The following is a 20,653-nucleotide window of genomic DNA, read 5'->3' as shown; positions in this document are numbered from 1 at the left end:
TCTCCCGCTAAAGCGGGACTTGATAATTGATAGCGTTACAAGGAGGGGGATTAAGGGGGCGGTATCAATTCATAATGCATTCCCGTTCCACACCAAATGCAGGATAAACTCCGGCGAGAATCCAATCATTTATCTATATCTCTTAAACTTAAAATTTTTTGCACTATATGACCGTTTGCAATTAGGATACCCAGAACAACGCCAATATTTACCATAAAACCCATTAGTTAGTTTCATTTCTTTTCCGCAACTATAACAAATCTTTTTCTGTGTAAGTATATTAATCGATATATCATCTATGTTAATATCAAGATTTACAGTATGTCCAAATTCACATACTTTAGAACTTTCAGAGTTTTTAAGATCAAATAAAACAATGTTCCCACATTCTCTGCACATCGCATTATAGTTATAGTTTTCTTTTTCGGGAAATGCGGCGCCCATTAATTTAAGTAAGCGATCAATATTTATGCAATCAATATTTACAGTCGAAGCGTACTCTATTGCAGTTTTTTTGAAATCAGAAGTTGTTACAAAAAACCCTTTTTCTGCTTTTTCTTCTTGCATAGCTGCAAAAAAGATTTGCAGTGCCCTTCTACCAATAGTATTTTCTTTTTTATACTTTTTATATTCTGCTACAAATTTTCTATTATTTTTAAAGAATACGGCATCTTTTCCTCTATCATTTGTATAAGGAGTTTTATTTACTTTGTATCCAAGATTTTCAAACATTTTTGAAACTATGTCTTCAAATTCATTTGGTTGGAGTGATAATAGATATTCTTGTTTTGTCAATTTTAGTTTCAAAAGTCTTTTATATTCATTTAACCTTAAGTCATCTGCCTTTTGGTTCAATTCTTTTTTCTTTTCAATTGCTATCCTCTCATTATTTTTTTTTCTTTCAAGTAAAATTTTATCCCATTTACATTTTTCACATTTTGCTAACGTCTCACCTCCTATAATATTGTGTTTGCATACTTGTCTTGCTTGTTTATAATTGAAACGCTTTTCCTTTATATAGTTTGCAAGCCATCCGATCCCCCAAAATAAAAAAATTAAAATTACTAAAGTTAATGGATATATTAATATCCAAAAAAGATACCAAGGGTTAATTTTTATGTGAAGCCAATTTGTTAATACGTATTGATATCCTTTACCTATTGGATAAGAATATATGAGAATTGCAATTAGTGAAGAAGTTGAATCGTTACGATAATATCCTCTGCCCAAATATAACTTACTTTAATTACTTATAAATTATATTTAGTATTTAAGTTAATCAAGAGTTAATTTGGGAGTCATTTGATTGGATTCCCGCTTTCGCGGGAATGACATAGAGTGTATATGTGAAATTTTTCTAGCAATTGACAGCTAACAACCGAGAACTAACTCACTCCCATCGCTTTCAACCCATTCACAACAATTACAGTCAGAGTATAGGCAAGCGAAGTAAAAACTACAATTTGCAGTATAGGTATTTTCCAGCCGCCGGTTTCCTTGCGTGCAATTGCTGTCGTGGATAAACATTGCATAGCAAAGACGAAAAAGATTACGAGCCCTATAACCATTGACGGCGTAAATAACTTCTTACCCGTATCTTCAAACTTTGCATCCTGCATTGCAGTGAGAAGGCTATTATGATTTGACTCATCGTCATCGGTCACTTTGAAAATAAGTGCTAAGGAGCTGACGAACACTTCACGCGCTGCGAAAGTAGCAACAAGAGAAACGCCGATACGCCAGTCCATTCCCATCGGCTTCATAACGGGTTCAATAAATCTTCCCATCATGGCAGCATATGAGCCTGCGAGACGTTCGGAGTTTTTAACAGAAGAAACTTCCTCAGCGCTTAACTTATCCGCATCCGGAATGGACGGATTGTAATTTGGAAAAGTTGTCAGCACCCATAGCACAAGAGACAGAATTAAAATCACAGGTCCCGCTTTTTTTACATACTGCTTTGCATTCTTATATGAGTGCTTTAAGTTGTACCAGAGCTTTGGTCTGCGGTAAGCGGGGAGCTCAAGTATAAAAGACGAGTCCTCTTTTTCTTTTACAATTTTATCGCGGAATTTATTCATAATAGCAGCAACAACCAGAGAACATACTATGCTGAAAATATAAATCAGAGTAAAAAATATTCCGCCGAGATATGGCTTATCTTTAGGAGTTAAAAAAGCAACGAGCAAAGCATAAACCGGAATACGCGCCGAGCATGACATTAACGGTAAAATAAAAATCGTAAGAAATCTTTCTTTCTTATTTGCAATAGTCCGTGCAGCCATTGTTGCGGGAATAGCGCATGCAAAACCAGAAAGCATCGGAACGAATGAACGTCCGTTCAATCCAATTTTTGAGAGAGGCTTATCAACAAGCATCGCGCCCCGCGCTAAGTAGCCGGAGTCTTCCAGTAATTCAAGTATAAAAAATAAAATTAAAATCTGCGGTAGGAAGACGAGAACTGAACCGAGCCCGGGTATAAGTCCGCCGGAAACTAAATCACTCAATAAATTATCACCGAGTAAATCACCGGAATAATTTGAGAGCCATTCAAATCCGCCGCTTATCCAGTCCATCATGGGCTGTGCAATCCAGAAAATAGCAGTGAACGTAAATGCCATAATCAGGAAGAAAATTGAAAGTCCCCAGTATTTATGAAGAAAAATTTTATCGAGCTTAAGAGTCTTTGAATCAGGCCTTACGAATGGTCTTCTTTGATTTAATATAACAAGCTCTTCGTTGATAGCGTTTAAATCCAGTGCACCGTTTTTTCTAAAACCGTTTTCGGTTATTACTTCATCTTCAATCTCTTCAATCTGTTTGTATGAAAGCAGCAGTTTATCTTTATCAATATGAAATTTTGCAATCGGTAAAATTATTTCTTCTTTTTGTATAGCAACGATTTTATCGCGTGTCTTTTCAAGCAAATGCTTTATACCGTCTGCGTTTCTACCGTCAAATTTCACAACACAGCAGCCAAGTATTGCGCTGAGTTTTATAATATCAATATCTTTTCCGTTACGCTTCAGAATATCAATCATTGTTACAACAACAATCAGATTGAAATTCGATTCCATCAGCTGCTTCACTAAATACAAATGCCGTGAGAGCTGCGATGCATCAACAGTTACAATTACTATATCGGGATGTCCGTACTTGGGATGTTTGTATAGCGTATCGACAGAAACTTTTTCATCGGGGGAAGTGGGGATTAAGCTAATGATTCCGGGAGAGTCAAGTATATCGGCGTTAACTTCGTGCTTGCTGAGAATTTTAGAAACAGAATAATTAACGGTCGAGCCGGGATAATTTACCGTCTTGGATTTTTTTCCGCTGAGGTAATTATACAGCGTAGTCTTGCCCGAGTTTGGCGGACCAACTAATGTTACAAGCGGAGTCTTCTTTTCGTTTAAATGTGAATACAATGCGCCTCTTTTTTTCTGATTGCAATTATAGTTCCTCTTATTGCAAATGCAAGAGGGTCTTTGAATGCCGAGCAATTGAGAAGCTCGATTTCCTGCCCGGGCGTGAAACCGATTTCAAGTATTCTGTGCGCAGACGGGTGAGTATTATCTACGTCTTTTATTACGGCGCGCTCGCCGATTTTTAAATCGTCAGCTCTTTTCAATTAAAAACTTTATTTAGTCTTTGTTTAAATCTTATTAAGACTTTGTATAAATATACAGACAAATTTTTTTAAAACTCTATTGGTGTTTAGTATCGTGCTTAAATTCGCATGCCTTTTCATCTTTACACTCGGCAAAAACCTGTAAAGTGTGGTCAACTAATTTCAGTTCGTTTTTCTTGCAGACTTCTTCCTGAAGCTTTTCAATTTTCGGATCTTCAAATTCAAGAATTCTGTTGCAATGAACACAGATGATGTGGTAATGATTGTTGCGTCCGAATTTCGTTTCGTAGCGTGTACGTTCGCCTTTGAAATTGTGCTTTGTAAGAAGGTCACACTCGCTCATCAGGTCAAGAGTTTTGTAAACGGTCGCTCTTGAAACGTTCAGGTATTCATTCTTCATTTTTAAGTACAGTTCATCAGCGTTAAAATGCCCTGCCATATTTAAAGCGGCATCAAGAATAAGAAATCTTTCATTCGTTATTCTGTGCGCATGCTCTTTTAAATACTTTACAAAAATTTTTCTTGCGTCTTCTGATATCATTTTTTTCGATGTCATCCCGGGCTTGACCCGGGATCCAGTTAAACTTTATGATTGGATTCCTGCCTTCGCAGGAATGACAAAATTATTTTTTAATTATTTATTAAACTATTTTTAAAACGACTTCAATGCTTTATGCAGTGCATCGAAGCCTTCGTTTATTTCTGCTTTGTTAATGTTTACCGGAGGTCTGAATCTTATTGTTCTTCTTCCGCATGGGAGAACCATTACGCCTGACTCAAGCGCTTTTTTGATAACCTGATTTCTTGTTTCAGTATCTTTGCAGCTGAATGCGCACATAAGGCCTTTACCTCTGGGACTTAATACTAAACCGTAAAATTGTTCGTAAAGTTCTTTTATCTTCGCAAGCATGTATTCACCCATTACTTCTGCATTCTTTACTAAATTATCTTCTTCTATTATTTCAAGAATTCTTTTTGATCGCACCATATCAGTTATGTTGCCGCCCCATGTAGAATTTATTCTGCTTGGTTCGTGGAATACGTTATCCGGAACTTCATCAACTCTGTCTGTACATAATAATCCGCAGACCTGCATCTTCTTTCCGAATGTAATTATATCCGGCTGAACAAAATGCTGATGTGCCCACCATTTACCTGTGAGAGCAATACCTGTCTGCACTTCATCAAGTATGAACATGATTTCGTTTTCATCGCAGATTCTTCTGAGTTCCTGGAAGAACTCTTTTCTAAAGTGATGGTCTCCGCCTTCACCCTGAATCGGTTCAAGTATAATCGCTGCTATATCATCTTTATTTTTTCTTAATGCATCATGAATTTCGTTTATACATGCTTTTTCTTTTTCAACTGTTGCGGCTAAATTTTCTTCGTTAAGAGGAAAAGTGATGTACGGATTTGAAACTCGTGGCCAGTGGAATTTAGGATAGTACTTCGTCTTCTCAGGTGAAGTATTTGTTAAAGACATTGTATATCCGCTTCTTCCATGGAAAGCTTCCTTAAAGTGAATTATCTGATGACCTTTTTCTTCTGTGTAACCTTTTGCAAAATTCTTTCTGACTTTCCAGTCGATTGCAACTTTCAATGCATTCTCAACAGCAAGCGCTCCGCCTTCAATAAAGAATGAGTACTTGAAGTAAGAGGGGACTGCAAGCTTCCAGAATGTATCAACAAATTCAGCCTGATCCTGTAAGTATATATCGGACAGAGATGGCTTTGAAACTGCTACCTCGCCAAGTTTCTTTTTGAACTCATCGTTGTTGATTTTCGGATGATTCATCCCGAGAGGATTTGATGCAATGAATGTGAAAAAATCCAGATATCTTTTCCCATGCTTTGCATCGAAAAGATATGAGCCCTGTGATTTTTTTATATCTAGAGTCATATCAAATCCGTCAACGAGCATATATTTTTTTAGAACGTCCTGAACATTAGCTGCATCAATGTGTGGGACTGCACCGACTCCGTTTGTAGCTGTAGATTTTTTTTCCATTGTTTCCATTGTAGAATCCTCCGTGGTTAAGATTTAGTGAATATTACCTATAAAAAGGGGTGTTTCGTTTTGTGATTTTAAAAATTTTCTGAATCTGAGAACATCTTTAGGGGCTACTATAAATATTAAACCGATTCCCAGATTAAAAGTTCTTCTCATATCTTTCTCGTCAACGTTTCCTTTTACCTGTATGATATCAAATATTGCGGGGCGCTCCCATGTATCGTAATCAACTTTTATTTTAAGATTCTTCGGAACAACTCGTCTTGTGTTGCCTTCTATTCCTCCGCCTGTTATGTGCGAGATGGATTTTATCTTAAATTTCTTTAAAGAACTTTGTATTATATCTAAGTATGACCTGTGTGTATTAAGTAACTCTTCGCCTAATGTTTTCGTAAGTCCTGAATATTTTTTATTGAGCTTCGCCTTTGTATCAAAAATTTTTCTTACAAGTGAGTAGCCGTTTGTATGAAGTCCCGTTGAGGGAAGTCCTATAAGCACATCGCCCTTCTTTACATTTTTCTTATCGAGTATTTTAGACTTTTCTACTATACCTGTTATCGAACCAGCCAGATCAAAATCGTTATCATGATAAACTCCGGGCATCTCTGCAGTTTCACCGCCGATGAGTGAGCAACCGTTTGCTTTGCATCCGCGGATAAGTCCTTTTACAACTTCCTGAGCGACTTTGCTTTTCAGCTTTCCAATTGCATAGTAATCAAGAAAGAACTGAGGAACTGCGCCGCATACGGCAATATCGTTTACGCAATGGTTAACGAGGTCTTCACCGATTGTATCATACTTATTTAAAAGAGCGGCAATTTTAAGTTTTGTTCCTACTCCGTCAACACTCGAAACAAGAACGGGAGATTTGTATTTTTTGAAGTCTATCTGGTAGAAGGAACCAAAGTTTCCGATGCCCTGTATAACACCTTTAGTGAAAGTACTTTTTACAAGCGGGCTTATAGCTTTAACAAATTTGTCAGCTTCGGAAATGTTAACGCCTGAGGTTTTATAACTTACTTGCACCATATAAGTTACTCAAAATGCAGAATTTTATCAATGCAGTTTCATAGTGAAAAAACTGCGTTTAAACAGTTTAAAGTTAGTTTTTGTAAAAGGTGAGATTTTATAGTTTCTCCCTCCTTTATAAGGAGGGGGATTAAGAGGGCGGTATCAATGGTATTCTTCACTTTTCTTTGAAATTGTTTCCCTTCTATTCGTTATAAGAAGTTCATTATCAAGTTTGTTAATCAGTTCAAGAATAAATTCAAGAATAGTCCCAATTTACTCTAACATTTGACGGACAATAATTTCATAATGACTGACAGTCCTGCCTTGTAAAATGTTAATTCACTTACGCAATCTTCAAATACAACTAATAATTATAATATTTTCATCATAGGTTTTTGGCACAGGTATTGAATTAATATATAACAAGTTCATTAAAAATAGTAAAGCAGTAAATACATTTTCTGAGGTGAGATAAATCGATATTATGTAAAAGATACAATTACATTTTATGGTGACTATCTCACCTTATTAAAACTTTAAATTGACTTTACACGGACAAAAAGTTTGCGGTGAGTATGATATGTTTGAAAGGATTAAATTCCAATTCCATATCGTATATTACTTGCCGCTTTAATTTTTCGGTGAGACTCAATAGGATTCATATCGTAAATCCTCTGGAGTGATAATTACATAATTAAATTTCATTGCAGATAAAAAATCTCGCCGAATGTTTCCATAGGTGAAGAAGGATATATACAGTGCCGGAAGAGGTTCCGGCTATATATCAATTGTGTAAGCCCGTTGCCCGGAATTAAGTTGTGAAAATTTTTTACAATTATGGCTTCGGATAGAGGATTTACACATTCTTTACCTTTTTTTATTTTAAGGAAAATGTTTTGAGTAATATGGTCAATTATAAAATAGTAGTTCCTTTAAAAAACAATTATAGACTTATTGTTCTAAAACTCTCCCCCGATGGGAGTACTCCGCGAAGCGGAGGGAGGGGTGTATAACTGAACACCCTCCGTCTCGCTTCACTCGACACCTCCCTCAAGGGAGGAGTTTTGCTTTACTATTCCTATAGATTTATAATCAACTTTTTAGAGAAGGAGGGGGAAGAGAATTAAAATGATTTTATTTATCTATTCTCTTCAGCTTTGCGGCGTTAAAATCACTCATAGTTATCCATCCCGCTTTTTTAAATACAACCAACATAATAATTATAATTATTACCATTACTCCTATGCTTGAAAAAAATCCGAGCTGGCTGTGAAGGAACGGCATGTAGTCGAAATTCATACCATATATTCCGGTAATAAGATTCAAAGGTAAAATAATGGTAGCAATGATAGTAAGTCTCTTCATAATGTTATTCATATTGTTGTTCACGATAGAAAGATATGAATCCAGCATACTTGTAACAACATCTCTATAAGATTCTGCGCTGTCAACAATTCTTACTAAGTGGTCATATACATTCCTGTAATAAACAGATTCTTCCTCTGAAATCAGGTCATACTCACCGCGGTATAACTTAAATAATATTTCTTTCTGATAACTTGCAATCCTTCTTATTTTTATCAGCTGTTTTTTCATTTCGAGAATTTTTTGGAGAGTAGTATTTGAAGACTGCATCTTGAAAACAAAATCTTCCACTCTGTCAATCTCTTCCTCAATGTAATCCAGCACGGGATAATATCTGTCAACGAGTGAATCCAGAATAATATGCAGAGCGTAATCAGGTCCTTTTTTAAGAATTGTCTCTCTTAACTGAGCATTTACGGCGGCAAGAATAAAATTTTTCTCCCTCTCATTATGAACCGTGATTATGAAATTATGCCCGATGAAACAGCTTAATGAAAATTGTTTATAGTGAGTGTAGTCTTCTGAAACAGTAATACCGTTAAATACCAGAAAGAGATATGATTCATAATCATCAATTTTAGGAAGATGGACATCTTCATTTTTATTCAGATATTTTAAACAGTCCTCAATTGCCAGCGGATGAAAATTAAAAATATCTTTAAGGATTTTATTGGCTTCGTCTTCTTCCGGCTGCCACATATCTATCCATGCAAATTCCTTTTCATTGCCTGTATCCCATGAATTGAAATCTTTTAAATCAACCGGATGACATCCGTGTGAGTTTTGTGTAAGGATTGTTATCATAAATCAGTTTCAAATTTCAAATTTCAAGTTTCAAGTTTCAAGTTTCAAGTTTCAAGTTTCAAGTTTCAAGTTTCAAGTTTCGAGTTTCAAGTTTCAAGTTTCAAGTTTCAAGTTTCAAGTTTCAAGTTTCAAGTTAATAAACAAATTCATTATTCTAAACTCATAACTCATAACTCATAACTCATAACTCATAACTCATAACTCCAAATTCTTATGCACCTTTCCATCCACCACAATTACAAATTCTCCCTTTAAATTTTCTTCCCCTATCTGAGTTAGAATTTCTTTTGCATTGCCTCTGAAATGTTTTTCACCGGGCATTGTTAAGTCAAAGCCTATAAAAATTTGTGTGTTGGGGAATACTTCTGCAAAGTCACCAAGGATTTGTTTTAATCTGTAGGGAGCTTCAAGTAATGCAAAAACCTTATTGAGATTTTTTAAATCGTAAATTTCTTTTTTTCTTATTTCACTTTTGGGGGAGAGGAAGCCGATATAATAAAATCTGCTGATATCAAATCCTGAAAGGACAATAGCAGCAAGGACTGAATTCGGTCCGTGCAAAAACTCAAGCTTGATATTAAAATCGATACACTTCTTTAAAAGTGTTTTGCCGGGGTCGGCAAAAACGGGAGTGCCTGCATCTGAGATAAGCGAAATGTTTTTCCCGTTAACTAAATCAAGAAAAATTTCTTCCGTCTCTTCGTTATCTTTGTTATCGTTATGCTCATTAATTCTTTTAAGATCTTTTTTTATTCCAAAAAATTTTAAAAGCTTAACGGCTTCTTTATATTCTTCGCAGATTATATAATCGGATTCTTTAAGATATCGCAAAGCGCGCAGAGTGATATCTGCATAGTTGCCGATGGGAGTTGTTATTAGATTGAGAGGCAAGTTATTTGTTAGTTTAAATTACACCTGTGCTGCCGTATCCGCCTTCTGCGCGTTCGGTTTCAGATAAGTTTTCATCTTCTACAAATTCCATTTTTTCATGTTTTGCAATTACAAGCTGCGCAATCCTGTCGCCGTAATTTATTTCGAAAACATCTTCTCCGTGATTTATAAGCAGGACTTTCACTTCTCCTCTGTAATCCGAGTCAATTGTGCCCGGCGTATTTAAAACCGTCACTCCGTTTTTCAATGCAAGTCCGCTTCTGGGGCGTACCTGGGCTTCATAACCTTCCTGCAATTCTATAATAAGATTTGTAGGGATTAATTTCCGTTCGCCTTTTTTCAATGAAATTATTTCAGAAGAAGAAGACCTCAGGTCTGCGCCTGCAGAGCCTGAGGTTTTATATTCGGGTACAAATGCTTCTTTCGAAGCATCAAATTTTTTATAAAGAACTTTCATCAGTTATTGGAAATCCCCGCAAGTAATCCGAAGAACACAGCAATTATTGCTACGATAATTCCAAGCACTGCAACAATACAGTGTGCAATACCAAGCCACATACCGATTGTTGCCATAGAGCGTCCTGCTTCTGAAGAACGTCCTTCATTAATAGCATTAATTTCTTTTCTGCCGATTATCCATGCCGGAATAGCTGTTAAAATTGTACAGCCTATTAACCAAGAAGCTATACCGAGTATCAATGCCATTATGGCATTAGTACTTGCCTTGTTCTGGTCCACGCCTCCAAATTGTGTATTGCCGTAAGACGGTGGAGGTGGCGGCGGCGGCGGTGGATTATAACTCGGCGGCGGCGGCGGTGGCGGCGGTGGATTGTAATTTGGCGGTGGAGGAGGAGGTGGTGGAACTGAGCCTCCGTCTCCTGTATCAGGACTAAGTAGTTTGTAATTTTTCATAGACAAATTAGGTTTAAGAGTTTAAACAAATATACAAATTTAAGAATTAAGAATTAAGATTGAAGATTTAATACAGAGGAGAGAAATAAAAAATCCGTTCAACTCTTATTAGTTAAACGGATTTTTTAAAACAAAGTTATAATTGCTCAATAATTTTCTTGGAAAATTATTTTATAAGTGTCATTGATTTAGTCTGAGTAAAGTCAGGTGTGGTAATTTTGTAGAAATAAACTCCTGAGGATAATTCCATTCCTGAAAAAGTATATTCGTAATTTCCTGCTGAGATATTTTCAGAGACCAGTGTGTTAATCTCTTTTCCCATTGAATTATAAATTGTAAGAGTCACGTATTCAGATTTCGGAATTGAAAAATTTATTTTTGTAGTCGGGTTAAAAGGATTCGGATAATTCTGTTCAAGCTTAAAGCTAACAGGAGCAGTATTTTCTCCTACAGAAGTCACGCCTGAAAGTTTTGCCAGCCATAAAGATGCATTCAGAAATAAGCTTGAGTGGTTTGTACCCAGCTCTGTCCATCCGGGATATAATGTATTTCCTGAGGCGCCCGTTCCGTCATCGCAAGGTGAGCTGTCTCCTATGATGCAGACTCTTCCTGTCCCTAACAATGATGTTGCGCACATTATGCTCACGCTGTTTTGTGAAGCACCGTTACGCCATATAACTCCTTTTGCATTTGCGTTTTGAGTTGTGTTAATTGTCATCGAGGTGCCGTTAGAGAATTTCAATTGCTGGACTGCGCCAACGCTTCCATTAAGAATAGGGCTTCCGCTCCATGATGTTAAAACATTTACCGATGTTTCGGAAATATTGTTGGAGTCAAGGATGATTCCAAATGGATAGGACTGAACTGAATTATTTCTAATCAAATCGTTTATTGCACGCACAGCATCCCAGCCGTCTCCGTCTCTATCTGCGCCTGCGTGGTCAGCTACTAAAAATAATCCGCCGCCGTTTTGAACAAAATGTATTATTGCAGCTTTTTCTGTTGCCGTAAAAGCGTTATTTGGTTCATCTATTACAAATACATCGTAATTGGAAAGATCTTGAGCGTTGCTTGAATTTCCATAGGTAATTGCTCCGCTTGGAGGAAGAGTTTCTACAGTGTTTCCGAGTTTAACAAGTGAAATACCCCATGCCGAGATTGCGCCTTTCCAATAGTCTTCAGTGGTTGACTGTGTAACGGTTGATTGTAACGGTGTAGGATATCTTTGCGGAGTGCTTGTATCTTCGTCAATTACCCAGTCAGCGTTTCCGGCAGTTTCGCCCATCGTTGCATCGAATAAGAATTTTTTAGGTACAGAGTACGAATAAGAAGTACATACGAAAAGAACGACTACTAATAGTAGTTTCTTCATTGTGTTTGCTAGAGGTTTAGTTTTTTGTATTTGGTGAATACCAGTTAAAAATAAGCATTTTGAGTGAAAAAAACAAAAAAGCGAGTGTTAGTTTATGGTATTTATATCAAATATTATGCCGATTGAAGAAGTTGTAAATTGTTATTTCCCCCCTCCTTACGAAGGAGGGGGATTAAAGTATGTCCAGCACTTGATGCGGGAGGGGCGATATCAATTACTACGTAATTTTAAAATTTCATCCTTTATTCTTTCTAAAACTAATGGCAGACTTTCAAATATTTCTTCATTATTAAATCGGATTACTTCTATTCCAAGGTTATTTAAAAATAGTGTTCTTACTTTATCATATTTTATAGCAACTTTTTCTAAGTGGATTTCTCCGTCAAGCTCAATTGCAAGATTTAATTTAGGGCAATAAAAATCTATAACGTATTTATCAACACTAAATTGTCTTTTGAATTTTGCGCCTAAAAGTTTTTTACCACGTAATTCTTCCCAAAGAATTGATTCTGCTTTGGTAGAATTTTTTCTAAGATGTTTTCTTTTTTCCTTTGACTCTGGTTTATTAAATATTTCCATTTTTCTTATTTAACCGCCCCCTCAGTCCCCCTCCTTCGTAAGGAGGGGGAAGCTTGCGTAATTGATAAAGTCGTTTAATTTAATATTGGAGTTATTTCTCAATGAATGAAATAAAAATAAAAAAATATTTTGAGGGATAAAAAGGAAAATAGGAGAAGATTTATGTTAGGACAATCTGATTTCCCCCTCCTTACGAAGGAGGGGGATTAAGGGGGCGGTATAGTTCTACACCCAGACACTTACTAAAAATATTCTGGCTATATAAAAAATTATTAATGATAAGAGGGCATTTATTACCGGTACAGAAAAAGTGAAATAGTTTTGTAAAATGGTTTTTTCAACTTTGAAGATAAATATCGTTACAATAGAAAAAACAAAAATTAATACTGCATAAATTAATGCGTAACCTGTGATATCAAAATCTAATCTGTTGAATGAATTTATTGGCTTATGCAAATAAAAAAATAATAAAATTGTATACAGAATTGAGAGACACAGTATTAGAATATTAATTTTTTTAGGATTCTCATACCTTAAATATTAAATTATACCGCCCCCTCAGTCCCCCTCCTTCGTAAGGAGGGGGAGGCTTAATTCTTAAATCTTAAATAAAGATGTCACATTCTCTCTGAAACTCTTCTTCATTTCATCTTCATTTACATTTTTAAACTCGGCGACTTTTTTTATCGTGTTTACAATATAGGAAGGCTCGTTCGGTTTTCCGCGGTGGGGGATTGGCGAGAGGAACGGAGAATCCGTCTCTGATAATATTCTATTCATCGGGACTTTCACAACAGTATCTGCAAAAGCATATTTCTTATATGTAACATTGCCCGTGAATGACACATAGAATGTTTTCAGTTCCATTACTTTATCAAGCTGTTCAGTCGTGCCGTCGAAGCAATGGAATTGTCCCTTCAGCTTTTCGCTGTAATTATCTTTCACAACTTGTATAGCATCATCGATTGAATTGCGGGTGTGAATAATAACAGGCAGCTCTCTTGCTTTTGCAATTTCTATGTGCAGTCTGAAAAATTCTTTTTGCTTATCGTTGTAAGATGTATCCCAGTAATAATCTAAACCTGTCTCACCGACTCCGACAACCTTATCGTTATCAAAAAGTTTTTCTATCTTCTCCAATTCCGAATACTCATATTTATTTACATCGGTAGGATGAATACCTAAAGCAGCGTAAACCATAGGATACTTTGCTGTAAGCTCGAGCAATTGCATCGATGTTTTGTAATCAACGGCGGGAGCAATGATTTTTTCTATTCCGGCATCTTCCGCGCGTTTTAAAATTTCATCTATGTTGTTTAATATATCTTCGTAATAAAGATGGGCGTGAGTATCTACTATCATTTTAAAATATTTCAGTTTAAGAATTAGTAACGATTGTTCTGAGAAGATTTGAAAAATTCTTAAATGCGCTTAAACCCGCTTCAACAACTTCAGCATGTTCAGTTTTTCCGTTGTTGGAAACTCTCAGCAGATTTGTGATACAGGAAATTCCTATAACGTTAATATTATTTTTCTTAGCGTAAAGAATTTCCGGAATGGTTGACATGCCTATGGCATCCGCTCCCATTTTGCGAAGCATAAGAATTTCTGACTTGGTTTCGTACGCAGGTCCGGATGAAGCTGCATAAGTCCCTCGCCTTAATTTAATGTTATTATCTGTTGCAAGCTTTATTACTTTAGATAAAGTTGGGTGATGGAAGCACGATTTATTCGGCTGGAAAATTTTTCTGTTCATTAAATCAATATGAGAAGTAATAAGCATTAAGTCTGAGACCTTATAATTAAGATTCACTCCGCCGGCAGCGTTTGTTATAATCAGATTTGTGACGCCCAGCTCAATTGCCTTATTCACATTCTGGAAAACCATATCCTGAGTGTATCCTTCGTAAAAGTGACTTCTGCCCTCGAAAACGACAATCGGCTTTTTGTTTATAGTACCTTTTATGATTTTTCTTTTATGAAATCCAGAATCGTCTTTGAGCAAAATTTCGCTGTTTTCAATCTCTTCTGAAAATTTGTTAAGCCCCGAACCCAGTATTACCCCCGTTAAACTCATTTATTTCTCTGTTTCTCTTTTTATATTATGCAAAAATGGTGATTAATTGAATATTTTAAATTTTTATGTAATAAGAAAGTGAAATCACACTTTTTGAAAATTAACCACAGAGAACACAGATTTTGCACACAGAGAGCACAGATTTAATTAATGTCGATTTTTAACCAATAAAACTAGTTTTATTCATATTCTTTTCTGTGTTCTCGGTATAATTTCTGTGTCCTCTGTGGTTAAATCTTACTTCTGCGAAATAATTTTTTTAAACCTTGAAAATACTTTTCATTACTGCTATGTTTGTTCACATGAAACTTTAAATATGCAGGGTTAGTTTATAATATTAAAATACTTATGAAAGAAAACTATTATAAGAATTTAGTTGAACAGTCAAAGGATTATTTTAATAAGGCATTCAAATTTCAGTCTGAAGGATTACTTGAACAGGCAATTGAGAACTATAATTTATCTATAGAATTATTTCCAACCCCTGAAGCTCACACATTTTTAGGATGGACATACTCGCTACTTGGTAACTACGAGAAAGCGATTGAAGAATGTAAAAACGCAATTGAAATAGACCCCGATTACGGAAATCCGTATAACGATATTGGCGCATATCTTCTTGCACAAAGAAAAGTGGAAGAGGCTATTCCTTTTATTGAAATGGCATTAAATGCAAAACGATACGATGCCCCTCATTTTGCTCATCTAAATTTAGGAAGAGCATTTGAAATGAAAGGGCTGTGGTTTGAGGCAGTTGAAGAATACAGAAAATCTAAAGATATTGCCCCTGAATATCTTGCGGCTAAGCAGAACTTCAACAGGCTGCAGGGACTATTAAACTAAATTAAAAAATATTACATAATCATCATTCACCAACCAAAATGAAAAAAGCATTACTTATTTGTTTCGCGGTGCTCGCATTTGCAACATGCGCACAATCGCAGAGTTTTACATTTACAAAATTAGGGGCTGATACTGCGCGTTATGAAAACGGCGGTACATTCGATACATATTATACTTATGCAGTAATGAGAAATACAGGCGCTACAACATTGCACATAAAATTTCAGAAGATGGCTAGAGTTATTCCTTCGGGTTGGGCTGCTGATATGTGTTATGGTTTATGCTATGTGAATACGGAAATTATTCCTCCATCCGGCACAGTTGATTTAGCTCCGGGAGAAGTTGATTCAACTTTTGAAGTTACCTGGACAGTTCCGAACCCTGGTGTTGGTACTCAAACTGTAAGAATGTTTGATAATGATAATCCGTCTCAGTTTCAGGAGGTAACTTTTTATGTTAGAAGAACAACAACAGCTATTACTAATATTTCTTCTACAGTAAAATCATTTGAGCTTAAACAAAATTATCCGAATCCGTTCAACCCTATAACAAATATAAATTTCTCAATCCCTAAAGCTCAGAACGTAAGCTTGAAAGTTTATGATATGATGGGAAGAGAAGTTGCCGACCTTGTAAATCAGTTCATGCAGGCAGGGGAGTACAGAGCAGATTTCTCTGGAGCAAATTTATCATCCGGTGTTTATTATTACACTCTTAAAACAGATGAATTCTCTTCTATAAAAAGTATGGTTTTAGTAAAATAGATTTGTTCTAAAAAATATAATAATCAAATTTTGGTATTATTTATAATACCAGTGAAACAGCCTTCAGGTGCCCCTGTAATTCACCATCTGTCGGCTGTTTTTTTATTATTATAAGTTTTAATGAATTTTCTTCCCCCTCCTTACTAAGGAGGGGATTAAGGGGGAGGTTAAAGGCAAGAATTCAATCGGCTGAGATGAAGCTTTACAACAAACCCGAAAAAAAGGAAGCGAGAAAATTTCTTCGGAACAATTCTACTAAAGCAGAGCAGTTACTTTGGGATGAAATAAAGAATAAGAAATTTCATGGGATAAAATTCAGAAGGCAATACAGTGTTGATAGATATATTTTAGATTTTTATTCAATAGAACTCCGACTAGGAATTGAATTGGATGGTGAAGTGCATGATGATAAAGATGCAATTGAGTATGATAAAATTCGGACAAATTATTTGAAGCAAAGAAAAATAAAGGTAATTAGATTTTCAAATGAAGAAATCTATAAATCAATTGATAATGTTCTTAATAAGATTAAGAATGAAATAGAAATTAGTCGCAATTTACCTCCCCCTGCCCCCTCCTTATAAAGGATGGGGTTCTATTCTCGTGATTTACATTCCTTATTTAGGAGTTATTCTAGCTTTACTCTACATAAAAGAAGTTATCGTTTCCCTCTCCTTACTAAGGAGAGCTTGTCCCGCCTTGACGGGAGGGATTAAGGGGGAGGTTAAAGGAAGCTCTTTTTTTAAAATAATAGTGTTTCTTATTTCTGGCTAAAGTTGAGAGAGAAATAATTATCAAATCACATCTTATTTTTGACTACAACTATACATCCACCTGTACTATCTTTGCAGTATAAAACTAAACCTAAAATGAAAAAGTACTTACTCTTTATTTTAATATTAACATTCAGCTCGTCTGTTGCATGGGCGCAATATACGAACATAAGAATAGATTCAGGCTCATCATCACCAAATGAACCTTCTATCTGGATAAATCCTAAAAATCCAAACCAGGTAGTGGGGGGCGCTAATATCAGCAGCTATTATTATTCGACTAACGGCGGCACAAACTGGACTAAGGCTAACCTTACTTCATCTTATTCTGTTTGGGGCGACCCTGCATTGTTCACAGATACACTTGGCAATTTTTATTATCTGCACTTAACAAATCCCAACGGAGGATATTTCATTGATAGAATAGTTGCTCAGAAATCAACTAACGGAGGTGCTAACTGGTCTGACGGAAGTTCAGTCGGATATGTTCCACCTAAGCAGCAGGATAAAGCCTGGGGATGTGTTGACCCGCGTAACAATAATTTATATGTAACATGGACTCAGTTTGACAGCTATGGAAGTTCAAATCCTTCCGACAGTTCCAATATAGTTTTTGCGCGTTCAACAAACGGAGGAGCAAACTGGAGTACAGTAACAAGAATTAATCAAAGGGCAGGTGACTGTATCGATGCCGATAACACAGTTGAAGGCGCTGTTCCTTGTGTAGGACCAAACGGTGAAATTTATGTTGCATGGTCGGGACCGCTTGGAATTGTTATGGATAAATCCACTGATGCCGGAAACACTTGGCTTGCCAATGATATTTTTGTAACGGCTCACCCGGGCGGATGGGATTACGGTGTACCCGGAATCTACAGAGCAAACGGCTTACCTATTACGGCCTGTGACTTAAGCAACGGACCTAACAGAGGAACAATTTATATAAACTGGACTGACCAGAGAAACGGAGTGACTGATACAGATGTATGGCTTATAAAATCTACTAACGGCGGCGCAAACTGGAGCGCTGTAAAACGAGTTAACGATGATCCTGCAGGTAAACAGCAATTTTTTACATGGATGACAATAGACCAGAAAACAGGTATTCTATATTTTGTTTTCTATGACAGAAGAAATTATACATCAGGCAATGCTACGGATGTTTACATGGCGCGCTCAACGGATGGCGGCGAGACCTTTACAAATTTCAAAGTAAGCAGCTCACCGTTCACTCCTACGTCGGGAGTATTCTTTGGTGACTACACAAACGTCTCTGCATACAACGGGAAGATTCGTCCTATCTGGGCAAGACTAAACGGTAGTTCAAGCAGTAACATGAGTATCTACACAGCCATTGTTGATTTCCCTACAAATGTAAATCAGATAAGCGGAGTTGTACCGGAGAAATATTCACTTGAGCAGAACTATCCTAATCCGTTCAATCCCGAGACAAAAATAAAATTCTCTATCCCTGAAACGCAGGCGGTTACATTGCAGGTTTATAATGTACAGGGAAAAATGGTTGCAGAGTTAATGAACGGTTCAACTCTGACATCCGGCTCATACGAAGTCAACTTCAATTCAACTAATTTCAATTTATCATCAGGAACATATTATTATACTCTAAAGACTGACAAGTTTACACAGACGAAGAAGCTTACAATAGTTAAATAAAATTTAAACTAAATTTTAAGATCAAAGCCCTGTGGGATTCTTTCCTCAGGGCTTTTTTTAGAGAATAGTCCATCTCCACCACGTTCTAAAGTGAGTTAAGCAGAATTTACTCCTATCATTGTATTTTTCATTTTTTCTAAATTTATCACCTTATATAAAGTAATACTTTATATAAGGGCTCTATATTGTTGAATTAATGTAAATTAAATCAATAAAATAGTATGTAAACTATATTTTTTAGTTTAAATTTCAGATGATAAAAAATAGTGTCAAATATATGTAAAATTATTAAAATAGTGTGAGATAAAACAATTTTTCAGCAGGATTTTAAAAAAATTTCTTTTTGCTAAGGTATTCGCAATAGAATATCTTTGTTGAAATTATTTTAAATCCGGTATAAAAAATATCTCCCTATGAAAAAAATATCCCAAATTGTTCTTTTATTGGCTTTATTAATAATTATGACAAAGAGTTTAAATGCTCAAATTCCGATTTTATATTACGATTTCGAAGATAATATTGACCGTACTTCATTTCAAAATTCAGTCGAAGCGCAAATAAACTCCGGAAGCGGAGCTCTTGAGAAGTTTGGCGGGCACGGCTCGGCTGTGCATATTGATAATATGAATGGAGCAGGACTATTTAATCTTGGGGCAGCAACAGGTCAGGCAATTACTACACAGCAAGGTGGCTGGAGCAGTGAAACAACAGACCCGGGAACAGGCGCAGATTATTATTATCAGTTTGTTGTAAATACATCAGGATTCAGAGGTATAACACTTTCATTCGATAATTCTTCGGAAGAAGACGGACCTGCAAGAACAGGAGTTTTATTCAGCGGCAACGGAATCAATTTTTTATCTGCTACAACATCACCTGTGCTTACGGGCAATGGTACTTTTAAAAACTCAGGCATCTTTTCATTACCTTCCGGAGCAGATAACTGGAGCACCATTACAATCAGAATTTATGCTTATTCAGGCAGCGCATCAGACAGAACAGGTAGAGACGGATTTTCTTCACACGGGAAATTCGGAGTTGATAACGTTACAGTTTTTGCAAATTCAATTATTACTAATGCGGGAGTAAAGACATTGCTTAACGAATCTAACCTCTACACTTGTGTAAAGTCGGGCAGCACCGGAGGAGTAATCTCACGGAACAGCTGGACTATAAATTCAGGATCGGCAGCAGTACTGACAAGCGATATATCTCTCGTAACGTCACAGGCTCTCACAGTTTTATCGGGTGGAGTAATTTCATTCGGTTCATACTCTCTACTTGAATCAGGTGCAGCATCGTTTACGGCAGCATCAGGTTCATATATAAACATCGGCTCGGCAAATGGAATAACAACATCAGGGTCAGCAGGAAATGTTCAGACTACAACGAGAAATTTTAACGCATCAGCAAACTATATTTACAATGGTGAGGCAGCACAGTTTACAGGAAACGGACTTCCTTCCACTGTAACCAATGTTACAATAAATAATTCTTCGGGTGTTACTATGAGTTCAGATATTACTATTTCTGGGGTTTTAACTTTAACATCAGGCAATTTTAACATCGGTGCAAAGACTCTTAGTATAGGAAATGCTATTCAGGGAACGAGAACAAATTTAATTTCAAATGTTAACTCAAATTTCACGGTTGGCGGAACAGGAAACGGAATTGTCATACCATCATCTGTAACGGATTTACATAATCTTACAATCAGCAATAATCAGGCAGCAGGTGTGTTGTTTACAAGCAGCATTAATATCAATAATGGGACGGCAAATATATCAGGCTTTGCAAAACTAAACAATTATAACTTAACGGGAAAAGGTACAAGTACTCTAAAAGGCTCGTCCAGCGGGAAATTAAGCCTGGCAGGAGATCTTACAACTCAGGTCACCGGCTTTACAACTAATTCATTCAGCAACAGTGACGGAGGTATGTATAGTTTT

Annotated in this window: 18 protein-coding genes; 4 read left to right on the top strand and 14 right to left on the bottom strand. The window is 36.3% G+C overall.

Annotation, left to right across the window (positions count from 1 at the left end):
* Nucleotides 1-129: 129 nt before the first annotated feature.
* The 14 genes from JST55_14175 to JST55_14110 all read right to left on the bottom strand — a co-directional run bounded on the left by JST55_14175 (nucleotide 130) and on the right by JST55_14110 (nucleotide 14,650).
* Complete coding sequence (locus tag JST55_14175) at nucleotides 130-1,230, bottom strand: restriction endonuclease (protein ID MBS1494657.1); 1,101 nt, start codon at nucleotides 1,228-1,230, stop codon at nucleotides 130-132.
* 155 nt (nucleotides 1,231-1,385) lie between these two features.
* Entirely contained in the window at nucleotides 1,386-3,425 is a 2,040-nt protein-coding gene (gene feoB, locus JST55_14170; protein MBS1494656.1) for a ferrous iron transport protein B, read from the bottom strand.
* The gene (locus JST55_14165; protein MBS1494655.1) at nucleotides 3,410-3,628 is read right to left on the bottom strand and encodes a ferrous iron transport protein A; all 219 of its coding nucleotides are present in this window, start codon (nucleotides 3,626-3,628) and stop codon (nucleotides 3,410-3,412) included. The genes feoB and JST55_14165 overlap by 16 nt, the downstream gene beginning before the upstream one ends.
* Nucleotides 3,629-3,704: 76 nt before the next feature.
* Nucleotides 3,705-4,169: a transcriptional repressor gene (locus JST55_14160; protein MBS1494654.1), complete on the bottom strand. Its 465-nt coding sequence runs from the start codon at nucleotides 4,167-4,169 to the stop codon at nucleotides 3,705-3,707.
* Nucleotides 4,170-4,280: 111 nt separating this feature from the next.
* A complete protein-coding gene (locus JST55_14155) occupies nucleotides 4,281-5,636 on the bottom strand; it encodes an L-lysine 6-transaminase (protein ID MBS1494653.1) in 1,356 nt (451 codons plus the stop codon).
* 33 nt (nucleotides 5,637-5,669) lie between these two features.
* Entirely contained in the window at nucleotides 5,670-6,668 is a 999-nt protein-coding gene (locus tag JST55_14150) for a phosphoribosylformylglycinamidine cyclo-ligase (GenBank protein MBS1494652.1), read from the bottom strand.
* 1,116 nt (nucleotides 6,669-7,784) lie between these two features.
* A complete protein-coding gene (gene corA, locus JST55_14145) occupies nucleotides 7,785-8,819 on the bottom strand; it encodes a magnesium/cobalt transporter CorA (GenBank protein ID MBS1494651.1) in 1,035 nt (344 codons plus the stop codon).
* Between the two features lie 195 nt (nucleotides 8,820-9,014).
* The gene (rsmI, locus tag JST55_14140; protein MBS1494650.1) at nucleotides 9,015-9,710 is read right to left on the bottom strand and encodes a 16S rRNA (cytidine(1402)-2'-O)-methyltransferase; all 696 of its coding nucleotides are present in this window, start codon (nucleotides 9,708-9,710) and stop codon (nucleotides 9,015-9,017) included.
* Between the two features lie 13 nt (nucleotides 9,711-9,723).
* Complete coding sequence (gene dut, locus JST55_14135; protein ID MBS1494649.1) at nucleotides 9,724-10,167, bottom strand: dUTP diphosphatase; 444 nt, start codon at nucleotides 10,165-10,167, stop codon at nucleotides 9,724-9,726.
* Nucleotides 10,167-10,622, bottom strand: coding sequence for a DUF4190 domain-containing protein (locus JST55_14130; protein ID MBS1494648.1), 456 nt, complete (start codon nucleotides 10,620-10,622; stop codon nucleotides 10,167-10,169). The genes dut and JST55_14130 overlap by 1 nt, the downstream gene beginning before the upstream one ends.
* Before the next feature lie 166 nt (nucleotides 10,623-10,788).
* Nucleotides 10,789-11,994, bottom strand: a complete 1,206-nt coding sequence (locus tag JST55_14125; GenBank protein ID MBS1494647.1) for a T9SS type A sorting domain-containing protein — start codon at nucleotides 11,992-11,994, stop codon at nucleotides 10,789-10,791.
* Nucleotides 11,995-12,204: 210 nt separating this feature from the next.
* The gene (locus tag JST55_14120) at nucleotides 12,205-12,582 is read right to left on the bottom strand and encodes an endonuclease domain-containing protein (GenBank protein ID MBS1494646.1); all 378 of its coding nucleotides are present in this window, start codon (nucleotides 12,580-12,582) and stop codon (nucleotides 12,205-12,207) included.
* A 588-nt stretch (nucleotides 12,583-13,170) separates the two neighbouring features.
* Nucleotides 13,171-13,935 (bottom strand): TatD family hydrolase, encoded by a 765-nt coding sequence (locus tag JST55_14115; protein ID MBS1494645.1) that lies wholly within the window; start codon nucleotides 13,933-13,935, stop codon nucleotides 13,171-13,173.
* A gap of 16 nt (nucleotides 13,936-13,951) precedes the next feature.
* The gene (locus tag JST55_14110) at nucleotides 13,952-14,650 is read right to left on the bottom strand and encodes a purine-nucleoside phosphorylase (GenBank protein MBS1494644.1); all 699 of its coding nucleotides are present in this window, start codon (nucleotides 14,648-14,650) and stop codon (nucleotides 13,952-13,954) included.
* Nucleotides 14,651-14,998: 348 nt separating this feature from the next.
* Here JST55_14110 and JST55_14105 point away from each other — a divergent pair, with 348 nt between their 5' ends.
* The 4 genes from JST55_14105 (at nucleotide 14,999) to JST55_14090 (ending at nucleotide 18,704) form a co-directional block, all read left to right on the top strand.
* Nucleotides 14,999-15,493, top strand: coding sequence for a tetratricopeptide repeat protein (locus tag JST55_14105; protein MBS1494643.1), 495 nt, complete (start codon nucleotides 14,999-15,001; stop codon nucleotides 15,491-15,493).
* 38 nt (nucleotides 15,494-15,531) lie between these two features.
* Nucleotides 15,532-16,257, top strand: coding sequence for a T9SS type A sorting domain-containing protein (locus tag JST55_14100; GenBank protein ID MBS1494642.1), 726 nt, complete (start codon nucleotides 15,532-15,534; stop codon nucleotides 16,255-16,257).
* A gap of 194 nt (nucleotides 16,258-16,451) precedes the next feature.
* The gene (locus JST55_14095) at nucleotides 16,452-16,841 is read left to right on the top strand and encodes an endonuclease domain-containing protein (protein ID MBS1494641.1); all 390 of its coding nucleotides are present in this window, start codon (nucleotides 16,452-16,454) and stop codon (nucleotides 16,839-16,841) included.
* 285 nt (nucleotides 16,842-17,126) lie between these two features.
* Nucleotides 17,127-18,704 (top strand): T9SS type A sorting domain-containing protein, encoded by a 1,578-nt coding sequence (locus JST55_14090; GenBank protein MBS1494640.1) that lies wholly within the window; start codon nucleotides 17,127-17,129, stop codon nucleotides 18,702-18,704.
* The last annotated feature ends 1,949 nt before the right edge of the window (nucleotides 18,705-20,653 follow it).

This window comes from Bacteroidota bacterium (assembly GCA_018266835.1).
In the GTDB taxonomy this organism is placed as follows: domain Bacteria; phylum Bacteroidota; class Ignavibacteria; order Tepidaquicellales; family Tepidaquicellaceae; genus JAFDZO01.
The sequence above is the reverse complement of the archived record's forward strand: the minus strand, read 5'-3'. Positions and strand labels throughout refer to the sequence as shown.